This window comes from Micromonospora sp. NPDC050200 (assembly GCF_040656135.1).
Classification (GTDB): Bacteria; Actinomycetota; Actinomycetes; order Mycobacteriales; family Micromonosporaceae; genus Micromonospora.
In genome coordinates this window covers 129,227-149,415 of the sequence record NZ_JBFALG010000009.1, presented here as the reverse complement: position 1 = coordinate 149,415, position 20,189 = coordinate 129,227, and the positions used below count along the sequence as shown (strand labels likewise).

25 protein-coding genes, 3 tRNA genes and 1 pseudogene are annotated in these 20,189 nt (G+C 72.0%); 16 read left to right on the top strand and 13 right to left on the bottom strand.

The window, feature by feature from the left end; all coding sequences use genetic code 11:
- Window positions 1-1,119: carboxypeptidase-like regulatory domain-containing protein (locus AB0I41_RS09185; RefSeq protein WP_357103875.1), on the bottom strand; the 1,119-nt coding region annotated here is incomplete at its 3' end.
- Between AB0I41_RS09185 and AB0I41_RS09180 the strand changes: the two genes are divergently transcribed.
- The 6 genes from AB0I41_RS09180 (at window position 1,106) to amcA (ending at window position 6,375) form a co-directional block, all read left to right on the top strand.
- Window positions 1,106-1,642, top strand: coding sequence for a hypothetical protein (locus AB0I41_RS09180; protein WP_357103872.1), 537 nt, complete (start codon window positions 1,106-1,108; stop codon window positions 1,640-1,642). The two genes, AB0I41_RS09185 and AB0I41_RS09180, sit on opposite strands and share 14 nt — an antisense overlap.
- 22 nt (window positions 1,643-1,664) lie before the next feature.
- Entirely contained in the window at window positions 1,665-2,018 is a 354-nt protein-coding gene (locus AB0I41_RS09175; protein WP_357103869.1) for a sterol carrier family protein, read from the top strand.
- A 169-nt stretch (window positions 2,019-2,187) separates the two neighbouring features.
- Window positions 2,188-3,726 (top strand): amidophosphoribosyltransferase, encoded by a 1,539-nt coding sequence (gene purF / locus AB0I41_RS09170; RefSeq protein WP_357103866.1) that lies wholly within the window; start codon window positions 2,188-2,190, stop codon window positions 3,724-3,726.
- 59 nt (window positions 3,727-3,785) lie between these two features.
- The gene (gene purM, locus AB0I41_RS09165; RefSeq protein ID WP_357103863.1) at window positions 3,786-4,940 is read left to right on the top strand and encodes a phosphoribosylformylglycinamidine cyclo-ligase; all 1,155 of its coding nucleotides are present in this window, start codon (window positions 3,786-3,788) and stop codon (window positions 4,938-4,940) included.
- Window positions 4,941-5,066: 126 nt separating this feature from the next.
- Window positions 5,067-6,170, top strand: a complete 1,104-nt coding sequence (amcB, locus tag AB0I41_RS09160; RefSeq protein WP_357103927.1) for a cyclophane-forming radical SAM peptide maturase AmcB — start codon at window positions 5,067-5,069, stop codon at window positions 6,168-6,170.
- On the top strand, window positions 6,139-6,375 hold the full coding sequence (gene amcA, locus AB0I41_RS09155) for a multiple cyclophane-containing RiPP AmcA (RefSeq protein WP_357103860.1): 237 nt from the start codon (window positions 6,139-6,141) through the stop codon (window positions 6,373-6,375). Before amcB ends, amcA begins: the two co-directional genes overlap by 32 nt.
- Before the next feature lie 143 nt (window positions 6,376-6,518).
- On the opposite strand, the gene AB0I41_RS09150 is transcribed toward amcA, so the two are convergent.
- Both AB0I41_RS09150 and AB0I41_RS09145 read right to left on the bottom strand, forming a co-directional pair.
- On the bottom strand, window positions 6,519-6,734 hold the full coding sequence (locus AB0I41_RS09150) for a DUF3073 domain-containing protein (protein ID WP_088976875.1): 216 nt from the start codon (window positions 6,732-6,734) through the stop codon (window positions 6,519-6,521).
- A gap of 289 nt (window positions 6,735-7,023) precedes the next feature.
- Window positions 7,024-8,106: a Glu/Leu/Phe/Val dehydrogenase gene (locus AB0I41_RS09145; RefSeq protein WP_357103857.1), complete on the bottom strand. Its 1,083-nt coding sequence runs from the start codon at window positions 8,104-8,106 to the stop codon at window positions 7,024-7,026.
- Between the two features lie 172 nt (window positions 8,107-8,278).
- Between AB0I41_RS09145 and AB0I41_RS09140 the strand changes: the two genes are divergently transcribed.
- Both AB0I41_RS09140 and AB0I41_RS09135 read left to right on the top strand, forming a co-directional pair.
- Entirely contained in the window at window positions 8,279-9,118 is an 840-nt protein-coding gene (locus AB0I41_RS09140; protein ID WP_357103854.1) for a hypothetical protein, read from the top strand.
- Window positions 9,119-9,370: 252 nt separating this feature from the next.
- Complete coding sequence (locus AB0I41_RS09135) at window positions 9,371-9,580, top strand: BldC family transcriptional regulator (RefSeq protein WP_007073996.1); 210 nt, start codon at window positions 9,371-9,373, stop codon at window positions 9,578-9,580.
- Between the two features lie 97 nt (window positions 9,581-9,677).
- Here AB0I41_RS09135 and AB0I41_RS09130 read toward each other — a convergent pair whose 3' ends face one another.
- Entirely contained in the window at window positions 9,678-10,058 is a 381-nt protein-coding gene (locus AB0I41_RS09130) for a PPOX class F420-dependent oxidoreductase (RefSeq protein WP_357103852.1), read from the bottom strand.
- Window positions 10,059-10,112: 54 nt separating this feature from the next.
- Between AB0I41_RS09130 and AB0I41_RS09125 the strand changes: the two genes are divergently transcribed.
- Entirely contained in the window at window positions 10,113-10,892 is a 780-nt protein-coding gene (locus tag AB0I41_RS09125; protein WP_357103849.1) for a methyltransferase domain-containing protein, read from the top strand.
- A 42-nt stretch (window positions 10,893-10,934) separates the two neighbouring features.
- Here AB0I41_RS09125 and AB0I41_RS09120 read toward each other — a convergent pair whose 3' ends face one another.
- Entirely contained in the window at window positions 10,935-11,240 is a 306-nt protein-coding gene (locus AB0I41_RS09120; protein WP_357103847.1) for a hypothetical protein, read from the bottom strand.
- A 159-nt stretch (window positions 11,241-11,399) separates the two neighbouring features.
- Here AB0I41_RS09120 and AB0I41_RS09115 point away from each other — a divergent pair, with 159 nt between their 5' ends.
- Both AB0I41_RS09115 and AB0I41_RS09110 read left to right on the top strand, forming a co-directional pair.
- Window positions 11,400-12,278, top strand: a complete 879-nt coding sequence (locus tag AB0I41_RS09115; protein WP_357103845.1) for a 3-hydroxyacyl-CoA dehydrogenase family protein — start codon at window positions 11,400-11,402, stop codon at window positions 12,276-12,278.
- Window positions 12,275-13,018, top strand: a complete 744-nt coding sequence (locus AB0I41_RS09110; protein ID WP_357103842.1) for an enoyl-CoA hydratase/isomerase family protein — start codon at window positions 12,275-12,277, stop codon at window positions 13,016-13,018. The genes AB0I41_RS09115 and AB0I41_RS09110 overlap by 4 nt, the downstream gene beginning before the upstream one ends.
- A 59-nt stretch (window positions 13,019-13,077) precedes the next feature.
- Here AB0I41_RS09110 and AB0I41_RS09105 read toward each other — a convergent pair whose 3' ends face one another.
- Window positions 13,078-14,430 (bottom strand): ABC transporter substrate-binding protein, encoded by a 1,353-nt coding sequence (locus tag AB0I41_RS09105; RefSeq protein ID WP_357103839.1) that lies wholly within the window; start codon window positions 14,428-14,430, stop codon window positions 13,078-13,080.
- A gap of 166 nt (window positions 14,431-14,596) precedes the next feature.
- On the opposite strand from AB0I41_RS09105, the gene AB0I41_RS09100 reads away from it, so the two are divergent.
- Entirely contained in the window at window positions 14,597-14,983 is a 387-nt protein-coding gene (locus AB0I41_RS09100) for a hypothetical protein (RefSeq protein WP_357103836.1), read from the top strand.
- Window positions 14,984-15,124: 141 nt separating this feature from the next.
- Window positions 15,125-15,829 (top strand): DUF2786 domain-containing protein, encoded by a 705-nt coding sequence (locus AB0I41_RS09095; protein WP_357103834.1) that lies wholly within the window; start codon window positions 15,125-15,127, stop codon window positions 15,827-15,829.
- A 67-nt stretch (window positions 15,830-15,896) separates the two neighbouring features.
- On the opposite strand, the gene AB0I41_RS09090 is transcribed toward AB0I41_RS09095, so the two are convergent.
- From AB0I41_RS09090 to yidD, 3 genes and pseudogenes are all read right to left on the bottom strand, one after another.
- Window positions 15,897-16,412 (bottom strand): SRPBCC family protein, encoded by a 516-nt coding sequence (locus tag AB0I41_RS09090; protein WP_357103832.1) that lies wholly within the window; start codon window positions 16,410-16,412, stop codon window positions 15,897-15,899.
- A 357-nt stretch (window positions 16,413-16,769) separates the two neighbouring features.
- A complete protein-coding gene (locus AB0I41_RS09085; RefSeq protein WP_357103933.1) occupies window positions 16,770-17,384 on the bottom strand; it encodes a hypothetical protein in 615 nt (204 codons plus the stop codon).
- A gap of 42 nt (window positions 17,385-17,426) precedes the next feature.
- A pseudogene (gene yidD / locus AB0I41_RS09080) lies at window positions 17,427-17,585 on the bottom strand (membrane protein insertion efficiency factor YidD); the annotation flags it as partial.
- 253 nt (window positions 17,586-17,838) lie between these two features.
- Between yidD and AB0I41_RS09075 the strand changes: the two are divergent.
- Together AB0I41_RS09075 and AB0I41_RS09070 are read left to right on the top strand one after the other, a co-directional pair.
- Window positions 17,839-18,162, top strand: a complete 324-nt coding sequence (locus AB0I41_RS09075) for a hypothetical protein (RefSeq protein ID WP_357103829.1) — start codon at window positions 17,839-17,841, stop codon at window positions 18,160-18,162.
- 460 nt (window positions 18,163-18,622) lie between these two features.
- A complete protein-coding gene (locus AB0I41_RS09070) occupies window positions 18,623-18,943 on the top strand; it encodes a hypothetical protein (protein WP_357103826.1) in 321 nt (106 codons plus the stop codon).
- 8 nt (window positions 18,944-18,951) lie between these two features.
- Here the strand turns inward: AB0I41_RS09070 and AB0I41_RS09065 are convergent, their stop codons facing one another.
- Window positions 18,952-19,104, bottom strand: coding sequence for a hypothetical protein (locus AB0I41_RS09065; RefSeq protein WP_357103824.1), 153 nt, complete (start codon window positions 19,102-19,104; stop codon window positions 18,952-18,954).
- Between the two features lie 336 nt (window positions 19,105-19,440).
- Between AB0I41_RS09065 and AB0I41_RS09060 the strand changes: the two genes are divergently transcribed.
- Window positions 19,441-19,680 carry a hypothetical protein gene (locus tag AB0I41_RS09060; RefSeq protein WP_357103821.1) on the top strand — a complete coding sequence of 80 codons (240 nt, stop codon included), beginning with the start codon at window positions 19,441-19,443 and terminating at the stop codon, window positions 19,678-19,680.
- A 145-nt stretch (window positions 19,681-19,825) separates the two neighbouring features.
- Here AB0I41_RS09060 and AB0I41_RS09055 read toward each other — a convergent pair.
- The 3 genes from AB0I41_RS09055 to AB0I41_RS09045 form a co-directional block, all read right to left on the bottom strand.
- Window positions 19,826-19,899 (bottom strand) — tRNA-Phe (locus AB0I41_RS09055).
- Between the two features lie 102 nt (window positions 19,900-20,001).
- Window positions 20,002-20,078 (bottom strand) — tRNA-Asp (locus tag AB0I41_RS09050).
- Between the two features lie 33 nt (window positions 20,079-20,111).
- Window positions 20,112-20,184, bottom strand: a tRNA-Glu gene (locus AB0I41_RS09045).
- Window positions 20,185-20,189: the final 5 nt, after the last annotated feature.

The window sequence follows — 20,189 nt, the reverse complement described above, 5'->3', positions numbered from 1 at the left end:
CGCACCGTAGCCACCATCCGAGGCTGGCGTGTTGCCGTAGCCACCCGCAGCGGCACCGGCGGCACCGGCCGCACCGTAGCCACCATCCGAGGCTGGCGTGTTGCCGTAGCCACCCGCAGCGGCACCGGCGGCACCGGCCGCACCGTAGCCACCATCCGAGGCTGGCGCGTTGCCGTAGCCGGCGTCGGCGGACGGAGTGTTGCCGTAGCCGCCACCCGAGGACGGGGCGTTGCCGTAGCCGCCCTGCTGGCCGTACCCGCCCTGGGCGGGCTCGTCGCCGTAGCCGCTGCCGGCCCAGCCGCCCTGCGCGGCGCCCGCGGCGCCGTACGGCTGCGGCGGAGCCCCGTACGGGTCCGGCGGGACGTCGTCCACGATCGGGCGGTGCATCATCGTCGGCGCGTCGCTGAGCGAGGTGCCGCCGACCATGGTCGGGTCCGGTCCGGCGCCGACCCGGTTGACCACACGGGTCTGGTCGTCGGCGCCCCGGAACGCGCCCCGCGCGCCGGGGACCGCGCCTGCGGCGCCGGCGCCGGCCGGAGCGTCCTCGTCGTCCTCGTCGGCGTTCTTGCGCCGCACCCAGAGCAGCACGATCGTGCCGACGCCGGCCGCGACCAGCAGGCCGCCGAGCAGGATGATCAGGAAGGAGGCGGAGCTGCCGCCCTCGTCGGACGCGGTCTGGGCCTGCCCGGGAGTCGCCTCGGCGCTCTCGTCGGTGGCCTCCTCGGTCACCTCGTCGGTCGGCAGCGCCTCGACGCTCGCCGACGGCGTGGCGCTCGGGGAGACCTCCACCTTGAGCGGCAGGGCGATCCGCTGGCCGGTCAGGCTCTGCCCGGCGCTCGCGTTGATGGTCTTGGTCCCGGGGGTGTTGTCCTTGGTGGCGCCCAGGTCGATCCGGCCAGGGCTGATCGGCTGCGAGCTGGAGCCGGTGAAGCGGTAGTTGCCGCTGCCGTCGCTGGTGGTCTGGTACTGGTGACCCTGCGAGTCGCGCAGCATCACGATGGCGTTCGGGACCGCCTCGCTGTTGGCCGCCACGACCACCTTGCCGGAGATCGACTTGACCGTCTCGCTCTGGGTCGGCGCCGGGGCCGCCTTGGCGTTCACGGTGATGCTGATCGGCATGGAATCATCGGAGCCGCCGCCGCCGCCCTTGACCTGTATCGTCGCCCGGGCCCCATTGACTGCCGGCGCGTCGTCACTGGCCGAGAAGGTCAAGGTCACGGACTGCGACCCGCCAAGCAGGCCGAAATCGATGGCTTGGTTGCAGCCGCCGCAACTGACGCCTTCGGGGAGACCGGCGACGCTGAGGTTAGCCGTCTTCTCGTTGCTGTCTGGAGTGACCTCGATACGGATGCGGCTGTTGCCGCGGCCCGCGTCGACGGTGACCGAGCTTCCCGAAGAAGAGGTGATTTTGGCGGCCTGGGCCGGTGTTGCGGGGACGGTGAGCAGGGCGCCGACAACCAGCGCTACGACCACACCGGCCCGCTGCTTCCAGGCACGTCGGTGTGTTGACACGTCCACCGCCTTCCGGACTGACTTCCCGGGCCGGGTGGGCCCGGGATCATCACGGTACGAATACGCCGTCGGCAACTATGCCTTGTCTGACCGGATCGGCGCGACCCAGGGCCAGCGTCGGGGTCGGTGACATCGGGTCGTATCGTCCCGTCGTGTCCTCTCCGCACATTAAGTCCGCCGCGGTCGCGGCGGCGTTGACGGCGCTCGACGAGGGGCGTACGCCCGAACGGCCGGTGTACCGAGAGGCGGTCCGTGCCTTGTTGACCGCCCTCGCGGAGCGCGCCCCCGGCCGATCGGTGGAGGTGCGTGTCCCACCTTACGGTGCAGTTCAGTGCCTTCCGGGCCCTCGACACACCCGTGGCACCCCGCCGAACGTGGTCGAGATGGATCCGCCCACCTGGCTGGCGTTGGCCACCGGCCGGCTCTCCTGGGCGGAGGCGGTCGCCGAGGGTCGCGTACGGGTGAGTGGGAACCGGGCGGACCTCTCCGAGCATCTACCCCTGTAGCAGGGGCTCCTTGCTGGCGCCGGTGACGCCTTGGAGCCGAATCGTGACTTTCTGTATCGACTTCCATTCGCGTACACTGTCAGGCGACGACAGTGGTCCCGGCCGAGGAGCGTGATCAGCACCTCTGATCCCGCCAGGCCAGTCCAGAGCAGCATGAGGGAGCGGCAGGGTGCCCCGAGGCGACGGCCGGCTGAGCCACGACCTTGATCCCCAACGACCCGGCCCGCAGGACGCCTGTGGCGTCTTCGGTGTCTGGGCCCCCGGCGAAGAGGTCGCCAACCTGACCTATTTCGGGCTCTACGCGCTCCAGCACCGGGGCCAGGAGGCCGCCGGCATCGCGGTGAGCGACGGTTCCGGGGTGGTGGTCTACAAGGATCTCGGCCTGGTGGCCCAGGTCTTCGACGAGCCGACGCTGGCGAGCCTGCGCGGCCACGTCGCGATCGGGCACGCGCGCTACTCCACCACCGGCGGCTCGACCTGGGAGAACGCCCAGCCGACCATCCGGTCCACCACCTCCGGCACCACCATCGCGCTGGCCCACAACGGCAACCTGGTCAACACCTCCGAGCTGCAGAAGGAGGTCGCCGAGCGGGGTCTGGTCGCCGACGGCGCCACCAACGACACCTCGCTGGTGACCATGCTGCTGGCCAGCCGCCCCGACCTGTCCGTGGAGGCTGCCGCGCTGGAGGTGCTGCCGCAGCTGCGGGGCGCGTTCAGCTTCGTCTTCATGGACGAGTCGACGCTCTACGCGGCCCGTGACCCGCACGGCGTACGGCCGCTGGTGCTCGGCCGGCTGGAGCGCGGCTGGGTGGTGGCCAGCGAGACGGCCGCACTGGACATCGTCGGCGCCAGCGTGGTCCGCGAGGTCGAGCCGGGCGAGCTGATCGCCATCGACGCCGACGGGCTGCGGTCCAGCCGGTTCGCCGCGCCGGAGCCCAAGGGCTGCCTCTTCGAGTACGTCTACATCGCCCGCCCGGACGCCACCATCGCCGGGCGCAACGTGCACGCCGCCCGGGTGCAGATCGGCCGCCAGCTGGCCAAGGAGCACCCGGTCGAGGCCGACCTGGTGATCCCGGTGCCGGAGTCGGGCACCCCGGCCGCGATCGGGTACGCCGAGGAGTCGGGCATCACCTACGGCGCCGGCCTGATGAAGAACCCGTACGTCGGGCGCACCTTCATCCAGCCGTCGCAGACCCTGCGCCAGCTCGGCATCCGGCTCAAGCTCAACCCGCTGCGGGAGAACGTGCGGGGCAAGCGGCTGGTGGTGGTCGACGACTCGATCGTGCGCGGCAACACCCAGCGGGCCATCGTGCGGATGCTGCGCGAGGCGGGCGCGCTGGAGGTGCACGTCCGGATCTCCTCGCCGCCGGTCAACTGGCCGTGCTTCTACGGCATCGACTTCGCCACCCGCGCCGAACTGCTGGCCAACGGGCTGGACAACGACGGCATCCGGCGCTCGATCGGCGCCGACACCCTCGGGTACGTCTCGCTCCCGGGTCTCATCGCCGCGACCGAGCAGCCCAAGACCCGGCTCTGCCGCGCCTGTTTCGACGGGGAGTACCCGATCGAGCTGCCGGCCGGGAACCTGATCGGCAAGCACGTGCTCGAAGGAGTGGGGCGGCGGGTCACGAACGCGCCCTCCGGCGACCTCGCGCACACCGTCCCACCGCTCGTCGCCGCTCCGGGCGGCGTGACTGTCCACCCGTAGCACCACCCGGCGCCGCCCGGGCACCCCGAGCGGCACCGAGAACCACAAAGGGGAGAACCGTGACGCACGTGTCCGAGCGCAGCGGCGCAGGAAGCAGCCCGACGGGCGCCGGCGGCGACCGCCAGCCCTGGACGGCCGGCGCCGGCCGCACGATGCGCAAACGCTCGGTCTCGTACGCGGACGCCGGTGTGTCGATCGAGGCGGGCGACCGCGCGGTCGAGCTGCTGAAGTCCAAGGTGAAGCAGACCCGGCGGCCGGAGGTCATGGGCGACCTCGGCGGCTTCGCCGGCCTGTTCCGGCTGGACACCAAGAAGTACAAGAGCCCGATCCTGGCCTCCTCCACCGACGGTGTGGGCACCAAGCTGGTGATCGCCCAGCAGATGGACATCCACGACACGGTCGGCATCGACCTGGTCGCGATGGTCGTCGACGACCTGGTGGCCTGCGGCGCCGAGCCGCTGTTCCTGCTCGACTACATTGCCACCGGCGAGGTCGTGCCGGACAAGGTCGCCGAGATCGGCGCCGGCATCGCCGACGGCTGCCGGTACGCCGGCTGCGCCCTGCTCGGTGGCGAGACCGCCGAGCACCCGGGCGTGCTGCGCCCGGACGAGTACGACATCTCGGCGACCGGCGTCGGCGTCGTGGAGGAGAGCGACATCCTCAGCCCGGAGCGGGTCGAGGTGGGTGACGTGGTGATCGCCATGCGCTCCTCGGGCCTGCACTCCAACGGCTACTCGCTGGTGCGGCACGTGCTGCTCGGTGCGGGCCGGATGCGGCTGGACGTGGTGATCGAGGACTTCGGTCGGCAGCGCACCCTCGGCGAGGAGCTGCTCACCCCTACCAAGATCTACGCGCAGGACTGCCTCAAGCTGATCGCCGAGGCCGAGGTGCGGGCGCTGGCCCACGTCACCGGCGGTGGCATCCCGGGCAACCTGGTACGGGTCCTGCCGGAGCACGTCGACGCGGTGGTCAACCGCTCCACCTGGAAGCCGCAGCCGGTCTTCGACCTGATCCAGTCCAAGGGGCGGATCGAGGACGCGGAGATGGAGGCGACCTTCAACATGGGCGTCGGCATGTTCGCGGTCGTCTCCGCCGAGGACGCCGACCGCGCGCTGGCCACCCTGACCGGCCGCGGCGTCGACGCCTGGCAGGCCGGCGAGATCATCGAGGGCTCCGGCAACGTGCAGATGATCGGCCAGCACACCCGCGGGTGATGACACTCCGTTGATCATCCGGGCACCTGATCAGGGCTTCACCCGAGTGGCCATCGCCGCCTAGCCTGAAGGGCCTCAGGCAGGGGAGGAGGGTCGATGGCTGCTCGGGCACAGTCCGTGACCGGGATGCGGGGCATCGCCCCGGTCCCCTCGTACGTGGTGATGCAGCCCACGACCCTGTGCAACCTCGACTGCACCTACTGCTACCTGCCGTTCCGGGCCGCCGACCGGCGGATGCCGGTGGCGGTGGCCGAGGCGGTCGCCGCCTCCGTCAACCCGTGGGCGGCGACGGGGCGGTTCTCGGTGGTGTGGCACGGCGGTGAGCCGCTCGCGGCCGGCCGGGAGCACCTGGCCGCCCTGATCGCCCCGTTCGGGCCGGAGGTGGAGCACCACGTCCAGACCAACGCCACGCTGATCGACGACGCCTGGTGCGCGTTCTTCGTCGAGCACGGGGTGCGGGTGAGCGTGAGCGTGGACGGCCCCCGGGAACGCAACGGCGACCGGGTGACCCGGGCCGGCCGGCCGGCGTACGACCGGATCGTGCGCGGCGTGGAGGTGCTGCGCCGGCACGGGCTGCCGTTCTCGGCGCTGGCGGTGGTGAGCCGGCCCGCCCCGGGCCTCGCCACCGAGCTGTACGACTACGTCCTCGACCTCGGCTGCGACGTGCTCGGCGTCAACATCGAGGAGACCGAGGGGGTCAACACCCGGGGCAACGCGCACGACGCGGCGACGGTGACCGCGTTCTGGGCGGAGCTGGTCGCGGCCTGGCGCCGGGCGCCCCGCGTCCACCTGCGGGAGGTGGAGTGGTCGTTGCGCTACGCCGCGGCGGTGCTGGACGGCGCGGCGGACGACCTGCTGCCCCGGCAGCTCGACCCGATCCCCACCATCGGTCACGACGGCTCGGTGACCGTGCTCTCCCCCGAGCTGGCCGGGTTCACCGACCCCCGCTACGGCGACTTCAGCAGCGGCAACGTGCTGGCGACCCCGCTGGCCGAGATCCTGGCCGGCGCGGCGGGCACGTCGTGGGTCGGCGAGTTCCTGACCGGGGTCGAGGCGTGCCGGTCGTCCTGCCCGTACTTCGGCTTCTGCGGTGGCGGCCACGCGGCCAACCGCTACTTCGAGCAGGGGCGGTTCGACGGTACGGAGACCGAGCACTGCCGAAACAGCAAGATCCGCCTACTGGAGGGAGTGTTGGAGCATGCCCGAGACCACCAGTCACCGGCAGCCTGAGCACATCGGGGGAGGAATCGCCGATCCGGTCGTGGACCGGGTCCGGCAGGCCGCCCCGGGGCTGACCGCTCTGCTCCACGAGGCCGAGGCCGCGCGTCGGTCACGGGCGGAGGTGTCGGGCTCCGACGGCGCCAGCGCGGTCTGCGCGTGGAACCACTTCGAGAACATCCCGACGTTCTACAACTGGAACAACCGCCCGCGCTGAACACGCCGAGATCAGGGACCCTGCCGGCCGGCCGGAGTCTTCCGGCGGGGCGAGGTCCCTGATCGTCGGTTTTGTGGCGCTGCTTTGTCGGGCACATGCGTGAGCACGCGGGGAGTTACCGCGTGCTCAGATGCGACCGGAGGTCAGCGGGTCGGAGGAACCCAGGTGTCCGGGTCGTCGTCCGCGTGATCCTCATCGTCGTCGTCGACATACTCTTTGTAGTCGTCGTCGAAGTTGTGCTCAGACTTACCAGCACCCGCCAGTTCGCGCTGCAAGGCGGTGAGGTCGGTGTTCGGGGAGTGGTACTTCAACTCCCGGGCCACCTTCGTCTGCTTGGCCTTAGCACGGCCGCGCCCCATGGCTCGACCCCCTCGCACAGAATGCGGGGCAGCCCGAAGGCGGGCCCCGATGACGTCAGGCATCTCTCGTGGCTCTTACGGTACATGGGGATGCCACCGTTCGGCACCTCGGGTTACCGTCAGCCGGCCCTGCGCGTCGCAGCGATCCGGCCGTCACCGAGTGTACCCGGTAAGGAGCGGATGCTGGGGCTGGGCGTGACACCGGACAAACCCCCACTAAGCTCCTCGAAAGCAGCTTACTCGGGATGCCCCGAGGCGCAGGCCGCTGCCCGCACCCCGGGGGCCGCCTTCAGCGCAGGTGGATCGTGCGCAGCCGACCCACGTCGGCCATCCGGCGCTCGGCGAGCCGGTCGGCGGCCACCGCCGGCGGCACGCCCTCGTCGTCGGCGAGCCGCAGGATCTCCCGGGTGGTGTCGTAGATCTTCGTGGCGCGCAGCTTGGCCCGGTCGAAGTTGAAGCCCTCGATCTCGTCGGCGACCTGGATCACGCCGCCGGCGTTCACCACGTAGTCGGGGGCGTAGAGGATGCCCCGGTCGGCGAGCAGCTTCTCGATCCCCGGGTGGGCGAGCTGGTTGTTGGCCGCCCCGGTGACCACCTTGGCGCGCAGCGCCGGCACGGTGTCGTCGTTGAGGGCGCCGCCCAGCGCGCACGGGGCGTACACGTCGATGTCGGCGGCGACCAGCGCGGAGGCATCGTCGACCAGCTCGACCTGCGGGTGGGTGGCGCGCACCCACTCCAGGGCCTTCGGGTTGACGTCGGTCGCCACGACCTCGGCGCCGTCGTCGAGCAGGTGCTTGGTGAGGTACTTGCCGACCTTGCCCAGGCCGGCCACGCCGACCCGCTTGCCGGCCAGCGTCGGGGCGCCCCAGACGTGCTCGGCGGCGGCGCGCATGCCCTGGAACACGCCCCAGGCGGTGAGGATCGAGGAGTCGCCGGCACCGCCGTGCTCCACGCTGCGGCCGGTGACGTACCGCGTCTCCCGGGCGATCAGGTCCATGTCGGCGACGTAGGTGCCGACGTCGCAGGCGGTGTAGTAGCGGCCGGCCAGCGATTCGACGAACCGGCCGTACGCGCGCAGCAGCGGCTCGCTCTTGATCTGCTCCGGGTCACCCCAGATGACCGCCTTGCCGCCGCCCAGGTCCAGCCCGGCGAGGGCGTTCTTGTACGCCATGCCGCGGGACAGGTCGAGCACGTCCGCCAGCGCCGCCTCCTCGCTGGCGTACGGGTAGAACCGGGTGCCGCCGAGCGCGGGGCCCAGCGCGGTCGAGTAGATGCCGATGATCGCCTTGAGGCCGGTCTGCTTGTCCTGGCAGAAGACCACCTGCTCGTGACCGGTCGATCCCGGGTCGTCGGTGCTCGCGAATACGCCCATGGCTTGCTCCTGTTTCGGTGTGCGCCCTTGTGGGACGCGGACCTGGTGGACGCCGGCGGGATGCTGCCGGTCCTGCAGAGCCTAATATCGGTCGACGCCGCACCGCCGTCCGCGTCGCGCCTGCCGGCGGGCGCTGACGGCGATGGGCCCCGTCTCGTGGGAGGATCGCGCCGTGCCGTCGCTCTTCGCTGCCTATTTGCGCGTCTACGAGCCGCTGACCGCCTTCGACCGGGACCGCCAGTCGTACTGGCGGCGCTACGTGCGGGAGGGGCGTGCGGTCGCCCCGTTGGAGGGCCCCGGGCGGCAGCGCACCTCGGTGATCGAGGCGCTCGGCGCGGGCTGGACCCGGCTGCCGGACCTGCCGGACGAGGCGTACGTCCTGGAAGCCGACGACACGCTGCTGGTCTGCCCCTGGAACCTGCGGATCCGGGTGGCCGAGGCCGCGCTCAGCGCGCGGGACGGGGTGCCGTCGGTGCTCGCCGACGCGTTCGTCCCGCCGGTGCTGGCCGGTCAGGCCAAGGCGGTGGTCGACGACTGGCGCAGCGGGGCGCGGGTGCTCGAACACGGCGTCCCGCGGCTGCACGAGCAGATCGCCACCTGGGGTGTGCCGCTGCGCTGGTTCGTGCTCTTCGAGCCGGGGGAGCGGGACCTGGTCACCCACCCGGGGCGGCGGGCGCTGCGCTACCGCACGGAGATCTCCAAGGCCCGCCGCCGGTCGTCCCGGGCCTTGTCGGTGCTGCGCAAGTCTGTCGGGGATGCCCCGATCACCGAGGCGGTCGAGGAGGCCGCCCGGTGGCTGGAGGAGTTCCACCCGCGGTCGGTGGTGGAGCTGGACTACGGCGGCCTGGTGCAGCTGCTCTCCGACGAGACGCTGGCCGCGGACGACTCGACGGAGCTGGTCGCCGCCGGTCTGGCCGGGCTCTCCAAGGGCGAGGCGGAGGAGGCGTCGGGGGCGTACGACCGGCTGGTGGCCCGCTGGCGGGCGGTGCAGTTGCTGGAGCGGTGCAACTGACCACGAATCCACCCAGCGATGCTGTCGGATACGAGACTCACTCGTAGTTGACGCATCACGAACCGTGACCATGAGTCCGAATAAGGTACTTTCTGGCATGCAAAAGTCAGATAAATCGGGCATGGTTCATCCGTCCGTCTAGGGACCTTCGGCCGTTCGGCCCATGTCGGACATCGGGGACTAGCCGGACCATGGGAGACGCGTCGGCCGGCGGGACCCCGGCCGATGTCTATACATGTGGAGGAGTGACCGATGGCATCGCGAACGCACGAACCAGAGCCGCTACTCACGCCGGCCGAGGTGGCGTCGATGTTCCGTGTCGACCCGAAGACGGTGACCCGGTGGGCCAAGGCGGGGAAGCTCAGCGCGATCCGGACCCTGGGCGGCCACCGCCGGTACCGCGAGTCGGAGGTTCGGGCCCTGCTTCAGGGGCAGATCCCGCAGCAGCGCCAGGGAGACTGACTGACCGACCGACCGAGAAACGTTCCGGTCTCAGGGGCGGGCGGACGTCGCGACAGCGATGATCCACCGCCCCTGAACCATGTCCGGGCCCGGACGCTCATTCGTGGACGGTGACCCGGATCCCGATCGTGCCCCGCTCGCCCCGCCGCAGCCGGCTGCCGAGCAGGCTGAGCCGGCCCAGCAGCCGGTACTTCCGCTTGATCAGGTCGCGTACCCGGTCGCTCTCCTGCGGGGAGCAGAGCACGGCGTGCCCGGGGACCGCCGTACCGAGCGGCCGGCCGCGTACGTCGCAGGGGGCCAGCGTCACCGTGCCGTCGCGCCGGATCCGCTTCACCTTGCCGGAGTCCGCCGCCGTCCAGACCGCCAGCGTGTCGCCGTCACGCACCGCCCAGACCGGGGTCGGCACCGCCCGACCGTCCTTGCGGAACGTCGTCAGCAGAAGGTACTTCTCCGCCGCCAGGCGGTCCAGGTCGGTCACGCCGCCCAGGATACGGCCGCGACAGGCCCCGGCCGCGCGGATAGCGTGAACCCCGTGACCGGGGAACCGAGGATCGGCGACGTGTTCGGCGAGATGCTGCGCGACGCGTACGCCGTGCACACCGGGGTCGGCCCCCGGCCGCTGGTGGGCGGGCGGCTGCCCCGACCGGTCATCGAGATCATCGAACGGGAGGACGGGCTGATCAACGGCGCGCCGGCCGCGCACTACCTCGACGGTCCGGAGGGCTGGCAGCCGTACGACCACCGCGCCGTGGACCGGGCCCGCGGCGCGACGCTCGACGTCGGCGTCGGGGGCGGGCGGATCGCGCTGCTGCTCCAGGAGCGCGGCGTGCCGGTGACCGGGTTGGACACCTCGGTCGGCGCGCTGCGGGTGTGCCGACACCGGGGAGTGCGTGACCTCGTCCTCGGCACGGTCGACGAGCACGTCGCCCAAGGCCGGCGGTACGACACGTTCCTGCTGCTCGGCAACAACCTCGGCCTGATCGAGGGGCGGCACCGGGCGGCGGCGTTCCTCGCCGCGCTCGCCGCGATGGCCGCGCCCGGCGCGCAGGTCATCGCGCACGGCACCGACCCGTACGGCACGAACGACCCGCTGCACACCGGCTACCACGAACTCAACCGGCGGCGCGGCCGGCTCGGCGGCCAGCTGCGGCTGCGGCTTCGCTACCGCGAGCTGGGTACCGACTGGTTCGACTACCTCGTCTGCTCCGCCGAGGAGTTGGCCGAGCTGGTCCGGGGCACCGCATGGCGGCTGACCGACGTGGACGACCGGGACGCCCCGTACTACCTGGCCACCCTGCGGCTGGCGGGCTGAGCGCCACGCCGGGGCCCCCGGACCGGGGGCCCCGGCATGGGCCTAGACCTGCACGGTCGGGGGCAGCTGCTCCGGCGGCAGCCCGCCGTCGCCGTCGACCACCTTGTTCGGGGTACCGTCCTCATCGATGTCGACCATCGTGATGTCGACCCTGCCGTCACCGTCGGTGTCGAACTGGAACAGGTCGGCCTTGCCGTCACCGTCGGTGTCCACCACCCACACGTCGGTCTGCCCGTCGTTGTCGGTGTCGGCGCGGAGCAGGTCGACGCGCTCGTCGCCGCGCGTCTCCACAGTCTCTCCGTCCTCGGTGGTGCCGGTGCCGTCCACGGTCTTCGGTGTCTGACTCATGTCCCACGTCCTTCCCTTGGCGTTGAGGGCCGTCTGTACCCGGTCCGGCGATCCCCCACGCATGCCGCCCCGGGCGTTGCTGCATAGGGTCGCACCCAGGAGCGAGCGGCACGGCGTGACGGAGACCCCGTACGTCGCCGCGCGCAGCGAGGGAGCGTCATGAGTGGTCGTTTTGTCGTCGTCGGTGCCGGCACGATGGGGCTCGGGATCGCCTACGTCGCCGCCGGTGCGGGACACGCCGTCGAACTGGTCGAGGTGGACCGGGGCCGGTCGGAGGCCGCGGCCACGCGCCTCGGTGAGCTGTGGGACCGGGCGGTGCAACGCGGGAAGCTCCGCGCCGACGAGGCCGCCGGGCACCGGGAACGGGTGACCCTGCGCGCGGCGCTGGGCGAGGTCGCGCCGGAGCCGGACGTGGTCGTGGAGGCGGTGCCCGAGCGGCTCGACCTCAAGCGCGCCGTGCTGCGCGAGGCCGAGGGGCTGCGGCCGGCGCTGCTGGGCAGCAACACCTCCAGCATCCCGATCGCCGAGCTGGCCGAGCCGCTGGCCCGGCCGGAGCGCTTCCTCGGGCTGCACTTCTTCAACCCGGTCTGGGCGATGCCCCTGCTGGAGATCGTGGTGGGCCCGGCGACCGCCGGGGAGACCACCGACGCGGCCGTCGCGCTCGCCGGCCGGCTCGGCAAGAACCCCGTCGTCGTACGCGACATGCCCGGCTTCGCCACCTCCCGACTCGGGGTCACCCTCGGCCTGGAGGCGATCCGGATGGTCGCCGACGAGGTGGCCAGCCCCGCCGACATCGACAAGGCGATGGTGCTCGGCTACCGGCACCCGGTCGGCCCGCTGGAGCTCACCGACCTGGTCGGGCTGGACGTCCGGCTCGACATCGCGCGTACCCTCCAGGCCGCCTACGGGGACCGCTTCGCGCCGCCGCCGCTGCTGGTGGAGATGGTCGCCGCCGGGAAGCTCGGCACGAAGTCCGGCCAGGGCTTCTACCGCTGGGTGGACGGCCGCAGGGCCGACGGGGAAGGGGCGGGCCGGTGAGCGGGCTGCGGATCGAGGAGCTGCCGGACCGGCTGGTGGTGACGCTGGACCGGCCGGAGAAGCGCAACGCGATCGACGCCGACCTGATCGGCGAGCTGCACGCGGTCTGCGCCGAGTTGGAGGCCCGTCCCCGGCTGCTGCTGCTCACCGGCGGCGCGGCGGGCATCTTCGCCGGCGGGGCGGACATTGGCCAACTCCGCGAGCGCGGCCGGCTGGACGCCCTCGCCGCGATCAACCAGGCGGCCTTCGCCCGGATCCGGGCCCTGCCGATGCCCACCCTGGCCGCCGTGGACGGGCCGGCGCTGGGCGGCGGCGCCGAACTGGCGTACACGTGCGACCTGCGGGTGTGCACGGCCCGGGCGGTCTTCGGCCAGCCCGAGGTGCGGTTGGGCATCCTGGCCGGCGCCGGCGCGACCTACCGGCTGCCCGCGCTGGTCGGCGAGGCCCGGGCCAAGGAGCTGCTCTTCACCGGCCGGCGGGTGGACGCCGAGGAGGCGCTGCGGATCGGCCTGGTCAACCGGGTGGTGGCCGAGCCTGCCGAGCTGCTGCCCACCGCGCACGAGCTGATCGACGAGATGGCGAAGGGCTCGGCGCTGGCGCTGCGGCTGACCAAGCTGGCCGTGGACGCGCCGCCGGCCGCCCATCCGCACCTCGACCTGGTCAGCCAGGCGGTGCTCTTCGAGGACGAGGAGAAGCGGCGGCGGATGACCGAGTTCCTGGAGCGCCGCCGATCCCGCTGACCCACCCCGTACGCGCGACGGCCGCACCGGATGCCCGGTGCGGCCGTCGTCGCCCGTGCTCAGTGCCGGATCGACACGCCCGCGTCGTCCAGCGCCCGGATCAGTCCGGCGGACTCGGCGAAGCCGATGATCAGCACCGCCTCCGGACCGTAGCTCTTGATCTCCTTCGCGATGCCGCTGAAGTCCACCTCGTCCGCCGCGGCGTCCGCCGGCGGCTCGTAGGTGAACAGCTTCACCCGGTCGCCGCCGAAGCCGGCCTCCTCCAGCTCGGCGCGGACGGTCTCCTGCAGGCCCTCACCGTAGGAGTCCTTGCGGGCCACCAAGACGATCTTGTGCGGCCCGTCCCGCAGCATCACGTCGGCCAGCGCCCGGCCCTGGAGACTGTCCGGCGGAACGGTCCGGAAGTAGAGGCCCTGGTCGTCGACCTTGCTCAGCCCGGAGTCGGTGTTGGACGGGGAGAACAGGATCCGCCCAGCGGCGACCACGTCCGGCAGCACGGCCCTGGAGATGCCCGAGGCGCCGGCGCCGATGATGACCTGCACGTTCTTGCGGATGTGCGAGGTGACCGTGGCCTTGGCGACCGCCGGGTTGGTGCCGTCGTCGCCGTCGAACCAGACCATCGGCTCACCGAGCACGCCGCCCGCGGCGTTGATCTCCCTGACCGCCAGCGCCGCCCCGGCCGCGAGCGGCGGGTAGGCCAGGGCCAGGTCACCGGTCTTCGGCAGCAGGCCGCCGAGGACCAGCGGAGAGCCGTCGCTTCGGTCGTCCTTGCCGCCACGCTGCTTCTTGGCCTTCGGCGGGGCCTTGGTGCTCGCCCCGGTCTCGTCCCCGGCGCCGACGAACTCGGTCTTCGCGTCGTTGATCTTCTGCGCGTCGAAGTGCAGCGTCGCGTAGCTGGCCGTGGCCGGCTCGCCCGCGTCGGTGAAGCCGGCGCGGGTCAGCGACACGCCACGGTATTCCACGTCCTGCCCGGCGCGGGCCAGCGTTAGGCAGGTCTTGGCGTCCGAGCAGCGCTGACCGTTGGTGGTCACCCCGACGATCTGCTTGGCGATCGCCGCCGGGTCGGTGCTGCCGGCGAGCTGCGCCGCCAACGCGCTGATCATCACCGCGTCGTACGACTCGGCGGCGTAGAGGAAGTCGGCCAGCTTGGGGTCGACCGCCCGCAGTCGCTCCTTGAAGTCGTCCGTCAGCGGCGTCAACGGGGTGGTGCCCTTCATGCCGTCGACCAGGTCGGCCTGCTCCTTCAGCTCGGCGGGGAAGGAGTTCAGCATGTTGCCGTCGGTACCGTACAGACGCACCTGTGAGGTGTCCGTCTCTTCGGGCTTGTCGGTCGTCCCGCAGGCGCTGGTGACGAGCAGGAACGCCGCACCGGCCGCCAGGATGGCAGCGCGCGGGCCGCGTGTTACGAGCATGGTCGTCCTTACCTTTGGGAAGTTCCGCTGGGCACCATAGCGCGCCGGGGCGGCTGGTGGGAGCGTGGAGCCCACCGGCAGCGGTCGGCCATCCGTCACCGGTACGCTCCGTCACCGCCACGGTGTCCCGGGTCACCGCTTGACCTGTCGTCCTACTGTGCGGCAGGTGACCGAAGTACCTGACCAGACGCTCGACGACGCGACCGCCGTGCTCCGTTCGGCGCTGGCCGGAGACGGTGACGCGGTGGTGGGCACCTTCGACGCCGTGGTCGACCGGTCCGGGCTCGCCGGGGCGTACGGGGTGGCCTGGTGCCTCGCCGCCACCATGGTCGGCGACCCGCCGCCCGGTGCCTGCGCGCTCGATTTTCCCGGCATCGACGAGGCCGGTTACGACACCCGCTGGGTGGCCCGCTTCGTCAGCGCGTACGCCAACCACGACGCGGACACCGGAGAAGCGCTGTTCGGGGCGGCGGCCGCCGACGGCCTGCTGCCGGACTGTCTGCTCACCCTCGCCGGCTCGACCGTGGCCACCCTGCGTAGTCGGGCCGGGTGACGGCGCGGCGCCCGGGGTCGCCACGCGGATGCCGCCAGCGAAGGGGTGAACCTGCGTTGCGGACAGGGTGCCGAGCATGGTGATGCTGCCGGCCGTTTCGTCCGCAGTGGACCGCCCCGCCGGTGTGATAGCTCTGGTGACATGTCCGAGGCGATGCTGAGCAAGGTGCGCAAGTTGCTGGCCAAGGCCGAGGACCCGGCCTGCACGCCCGCCGAGTCCGCGGCCTTCACCGCCAAGGCCACCGAGCTGATCGCCCGCTACGGCGTCGATCGGGCGCTGCTGGCCGCCCGCGACCCGGCCACCGACCCGGTCGGCGACCGGGTGGTCGACGTCGTCGCCCCGTACGCGCGGGACAAGGCGGGACTGCTCGCGGCCGTCGCCGACCCGCTGCGCTGCCGCTGCGTACGCCGGGCGCGGGGCGACGGCTTCGCCCTGCACCTGTTCGGCTTCGCCAGCGACCTGGAGCGGGTCGACCTGCTCTTCACCTCGCTGCTGGTGCAGGCCGCGCACGGACTGTCCGGGACGGCCGTGCCGGCCGGTGAACATCCGGCCGCGTTCCGCCGCTCCTGGCTGGCCGGCTTCGCCCGGGTGGTCGGGGAGCGGCTGCGGGCGGCCGAGGCGGGCGCGGCGGCCGAGCGGGACGCCCCGTCGGTCGCGCTGGTCCTCGCCGACCGCTCGGACCGGGTGGCGCGCCGGGTGACCGAGGTGTACCCGCGGCTGCGCACCGCACCGCCCCGCCGGCTGGCCGGCACCGGCTTCGGCGCCGGGGCCGAGGCGGGCCGCCGGGTGGACCTCGGCGGTCGCGGGGTGGTCGACGGCGCGGCCGGCCGGGGGATCGCGCGGTGAGCCGCGCCGGTCGCGTCCCGGCCCGGACCGTGTCGCGGGTGGCTCAGCCGGCCTGGACGGGGGTGGCTCAGCCGGGCTCGGCGTCGTGCCGGGCGAGCGTGGTGAGGTAGCGGCTGAGCAGCTCGTGCCAGCCGGCGGTGAGCGCCTCCCGGTAGCCCTCGGCGGCCTCGCCGTGCCGGTCGAAATGCCGGTGCTCCACCTGGACCCGGGTCTGCCCCGACCCGTCGGGCCGGAACAGCACCTCCACCTCACTGGCCCCCGCCGGGTCCGGCACCGGCACCCGGTCCGGGCCGATCTGCCAGGTGAAGACGAGCCGCTTCGGCGGATCCCAGGTGAGCACCCGGCCCCAGTCGCTCCGGAAGCCGTACGGGCCGATCTCGTAGAGCTTGCCGCCGGGTCTCGGCTCGATCCCCAGCTCGGCCAGCGCCTCCGGCCCCGACCAGGTGTATTCGCGGACCCACCAGTCGGCCAGCGCCCCGGTGAACACCGCGAACGCCTGCTCTGCCGTGGCTGGGGCGAGGAGGGTGCTGCGGAGCGCGTACCGCTCGACGTCCTGTCGGACGTCCGCCATCTCCTGTCCCATAGGCCCGGACCATACCGGCTGATGCCCCGGTGTGCAGCTTCGCGCACTGCCCCTTTCCGGACAGCGGGAAGCGACCGACGATGCCGATTCGGCCACGGATGGCCACCGGTAAACCGGGTAACCGCGCCTGACGTGGCCCGACGGCCGGTTGCGGGTGAGGGAGCGGGAAGCATGAGCGAGAGCGGGACAGCGGCGCGCGGACCGGACCGGACCGGACCGGGCAGCAGGGCGGGCGGGTCGGCCAGCAGCCCGCCCAGGCCGGCCTGCAGGCCAGCCGACAGGGCGGCGCGGCGGCCGACCCGGATCGCCGGCGAAGGCCCGGGCGGGAAGTCTGCCGGCTCCCGGTCCGAGGGCCCGTCAGGTGGGCCGGCCGCCGGCCAGCCAGTGGCGGCCGCGCCGGGGCGGCCCGCCGGGCCGCGCCCGGAGTCCCCGGCCGGTCCATTGCCGGCGGGGTCCCCGCAGGAGCCGCCGCTGACCGAGTGGCCGTCCGGACCGGCGGGTGCCGAGGGCGGCCGACCCGCCGACACCGGTACGCGCGCGGGCGACCGGGATGCACGCGGTGACGCCGGCGGCGGCGGGTCCCGAGGCGAGGAGAAGATTGGCGACCGCGCCCAGGGCGGGGTCGCTCGTGCCCAGGGCGGGCCGGATCGCGCCCAGGGCGGTGCCGCTCGTGCCCAGGGCGGGCCGGATCGCGCCCAGGGCGGGGCCGGCGAATCCGGGGACGTGGCCGGGAGGTCGGCGGATGCCGCGGCGCAGGGCGGTGGACCGGCTCAGGGCGGGGGCGGGCGGCGGCAGGGCGGGGCCGCGCAGGCGTCCCAGCTCGCCGGGCAGGCGGGCGAGACGCTGCGGCAGGCCGGCCGGAGCGTCTGGGAGGCGATCCAGGGCGGCATGGCGCAGCGGCGGCAGGGGCAGCAGCGCCGGGAGCGCTGACGCGAGGGCAGGCCGTAGTCGCGTGATGGGGTGGTTAGTCACCGGGCAGCGGGTTGGGGTACCCCAAACGACGTTCGTCCGGCAGCGGCACAGCCGGCCGCCCGTCAACGCCAGGCCACGCCAGAAGCCGAACCGTTCGAACGCCGAGGCCGCGTACGCGCTGCAGCTCGGGGTGAAGGGGCAACGTGCCGGTAGGTGGGCCGGGACCTCGGTCTGGTACCGGCGGACGAGGTCGATGGCCAACCCCGTCGGCCCGCCGCCGGTTCACACTGAAGACAGGAACGTGAGCGGGTGCTGGGCCAGCGCCGAGGCCAGGTCTTGGGCGCAGATCAGCCACGCCAGCGGGGTTGTGCCGCCGAGGCAGCACCAGCAGGGACAGGCTGGAAAGGGTGTCCGCCGGCGCTCATGGCGCTCCTTACGGGTCAAGATCGCTGCGCGGCATGGCGGCTGCTCGCCGCTCGGCAGCGGCCTTGACGCCCCCCTGAACGATGGCCGCATGAGCCTGAGTGACATGGACCCGTTGTCGGTCGTCCGCCTGGTGCTGGCGGCCGTCAGCTTCTTCCTGCTCGTATTCGGCGTCCGCGTCGCCGTGTCGCGACGGTTTCCCCGGGCCTGGCTTCGCTTCGCGCATCCGACGAAGAGCCAGCGATCCCAACCCGTCCGCATCGGTGGCGGCATCGCGTTGGTTAATGCGAGCCTGCTGATCCAGCAAGCGCCGTTTCTCATCCCAATGCCTTTCATGCTCGGAGCCGCCCTGTTCGGGGTGGCACTGCTCCTTGCTGTCGCTGCCGTGGGATGGATCGTCCTGGGGCGGGAGTAGCCATCAACCAGCATCGTGATGCGGGGGCAGGCGTGCGACATCACCGTGTGCGGCGAGTTCCGACCGGGCCTTGGCGATCTCACGATCACGCGCGTCCGCGGCGTGCAGGTACCGGCGGGCCGCTGCATGGACGAGTGCCGAGTCGCTTCATCAGGTCGGCCAGGGTCGCGCCGGTCTGGGCTGCCAAGGTCTGGCTGTTGTGCCGCCATCAGCGAGATTCCGGGTCAACGAGGATCAGACCAGACAAACGGCCCTCAGGAGTGCAAAGCAAAACGTCGACCGGCGTTTCCGCTGGTCGGCGCTCCGGTAGCCTGGCGAAAGGCTATGCGGACAGGAGCGGGGTCGAACCGCCGACCTTCCGATTTTCAGGCACCCGCATTTCAGCAGGTCAGACAGCCGTCGCAACCCGTCGTGCGATGGCCCGTGCGACTAGCCTTGACACCCCGTGAATGATGGCCGCATGAGTGACGCGAACTCCGTGGTGGTCGCCTTCCGCCTGGTGCTCGTGGTCTTCAACTTTCTCCTGTTCGTATTCGGCGTCCGTCTCGCCGTGTCGCAACGGTTCCCCATCACCTGGGCTCGGCCGGCCCATCCGACGGAGAGCCGGCAATCCCGGAGGGTCCGCGTCGGTGTTGGCGTCGCGTTGGTCGCCGCGAGTTCGCTGATCCTGGAAGCCACGTCGCTCATCCCCATGCCCTTCCTGATCTCGGGCATCTTGTTGGCCGTAGCACTGCTGGTTGCCCTAGGTGCGCTGGGTTGGTTCGTCGTATCGCGGGAGTAGTCCATCAACTAGCTGCGCATGGTGATGTGCCGGGGTAGGCGTGCGACGTCTCCATGCGCGGCCAACTCGGACAGGGCTTTGGCGATCTCCCGGCCGCGCCCGTCGACGGCGTGCAGGTACCGGCGAGCAGCCGCCATGGACGAGTGACCCAACCGTTTCATCAGGTCAGCCAGGGTTCGCGCCAGTCTGCGCGGCGAGGGTCTGACGGGTGTGCCGCAGGTCGTGGAAGGTCAGATCATCAAGGCGGCGCGCAGGCGGGCCGCGCCGGCCCCGGCCTGCTGGCAACCTCCGGCCGGCATCGGCCGGGCCGGCCGGCCACGCCGACGGACAACCAGGACCCTGAAGACCTCGGGGCTCCGCCCCGAACCCCGGCCCTCCTCAGAGATCCGCCGCCTCAGGTCCACGTGTCCCTCCTGCTGCTGTCAGCCACCCAGATCAGCCCCTTGCAGGAACTTGCCTGAGTCGTGAGTATGAGCCGACCTCGCGAAGGAGTGTTGATGCCCAACCCCCGCAAGCATCCCGTGGAACAACCGACCTTCCGGTCGTTGATGTTGACCTCACTCTTCCTGGGCGTCGTGCTTCTCATGCTCAATGAGCCGCCATCGAACGGCATTGTGAGCGCCGTGGCGCTGGTGTTGCTCGCCGTCTTCGTGGTCTCCTTCGGCCTCTATTGGCTTGCTTGGCTGCTCAGGGAACACGAGCTGTGGCGCGAAGGACGCCAGGGCGAGGGGGAGTAAGCCGATGCGACAAGAGTCGGCCGTCAGCGGGATTCCGGGGGCGACGAGGGCCAGACCGGACAGGCGGGCTCGCGGGGCGCACAAAGCAGAGCGCCGACCGGCGTTTCCGCTGGTCGGCGCTCCTGTAGCCCGGCGAAAGGCTATGTGGCCAGGGGCGGGGTCGAACCGCCGACCTTCCGATTTTCAGTCGGACGCTCGTACCAACTGAGCTACCTGGCCGTGGTGCTCGGCTCATGCTACCCGGAAAGCGGGGTCTCCGCCGACACGGTTGCATGCTCCGATACGCAGAACGCCGCGCAATGGTTCACGCGGCGTCGGCGCTGGCGGTCCTGACGGGACTTGAACCCGCGACCTCCGCCTTGACAGGGCGGCGAGCACTCCAACTGCTCCACAGGACCTGACTGGTGTTGCATCCGGCGCGAGCCGGACCGTGCCCCCAACGGGATTCGAACCCGTGCTACCGCCTTGAAAGGGCGGCGTCCTGGGCCGCTAGACGATGAGGGCGGCCC

Coding starts and splice junctions, on each gene's coding strand:
- amcA (WP_357103860.1), top strand. CDS start 6,139: ATGCCCGAGACCACCAGTCACCGGCAGCCTGAGCACATCGGGGGAGGA.
- AB0I41_RS09135 (WP_007073996.1), top strand. CDS start 9,371: ATGGCATCGCGAACGCACGAACCAGAGCCGCTACTCACGCCGGCCGAG.
- AB0I41_RS09180 (WP_357103872.1), top strand. CDS start 1,106: ATGCTGATCGGCATGGAATCATCGGAGCCGCCGCCGCCGCCCTTGACC.
- AB0I41_RS09105 (WP_357103839.1), bottom strand. CDS start 14,430: ATGCTCGTAACACGCGGCCCGCGCGCTGCCATCCTGGCGGCCGGTGCG.
- AB0I41_RS09115 (WP_357103845.1), top strand. CDS start 11,400: ATGAGTGGTCGTTTTGTCGTCGTCGGTGCCGGCACGATGGGGCTCGGG.
- AB0I41_RS09065 (WP_357103824.1), bottom strand. CDS start 19,104: ATGAAACGGTTGGGTCACTCGTCCATGGCGGCTGCTCGCCGGTACCTG.
- amcB (WP_357103927.1), top strand. CDS start 5,067: ATGCGGGGCATCGCCCCGGTCCCCTCGTACGTGGTGATGCAGCCCACG.
- AB0I41_RS09145 (WP_357103857.1), bottom strand. CDS start 8,106: ATGGGCGTATTCGCGAGCACCGACGACCCGGGATCGACCGGTCACGAG.
- AB0I41_RS09120 (WP_357103847.1), bottom strand. CDS start 11,240: ATGAGTCAGACACCGAAGACCGTGGACGGCACCGGCACCACCGAGGAC.
- AB0I41_RS09070 (WP_357103826.1), top strand. CDS start 18,623: ATGAGTGACGCGAACTCCGTGGTGGTCGCCTTCCGCCTGGTGCTCGTG.
- AB0I41_RS09060 (WP_357103821.1), top strand. CDS start 19,441: ATGCCCAACCCCCGCAAGCATCCCGTGGAACAACCGACCTTCCGGTCG.
- AB0I41_RS09075 (WP_357103829.1), top strand. CDS start 17,839: ATGAGCCTGAGTGACATGGACCCGTTGTCGGTCGTCCGCCTGGTGCTG.
- AB0I41_RS09095 (WP_357103834.1), top strand. CDS start 15,125: ATGTCCGAGGCGATGCTGAGCAAGGTGCGCAAGTTGCTGGCCAAGGCC.
- AB0I41_RS09090 (WP_357103832.1), bottom strand. CDS start 16,412: ATGGGACAGGAGATGGCGGACGTCCGACAGGACGTCGAGCGGTACGCG.
- AB0I41_RS09150 (WP_088976875.1), bottom strand. CDS start 6,734: ATGGGGCGCGGCCGTGCTAAGGCCAAGCAGACGAAGGTGGCCCGGGAG.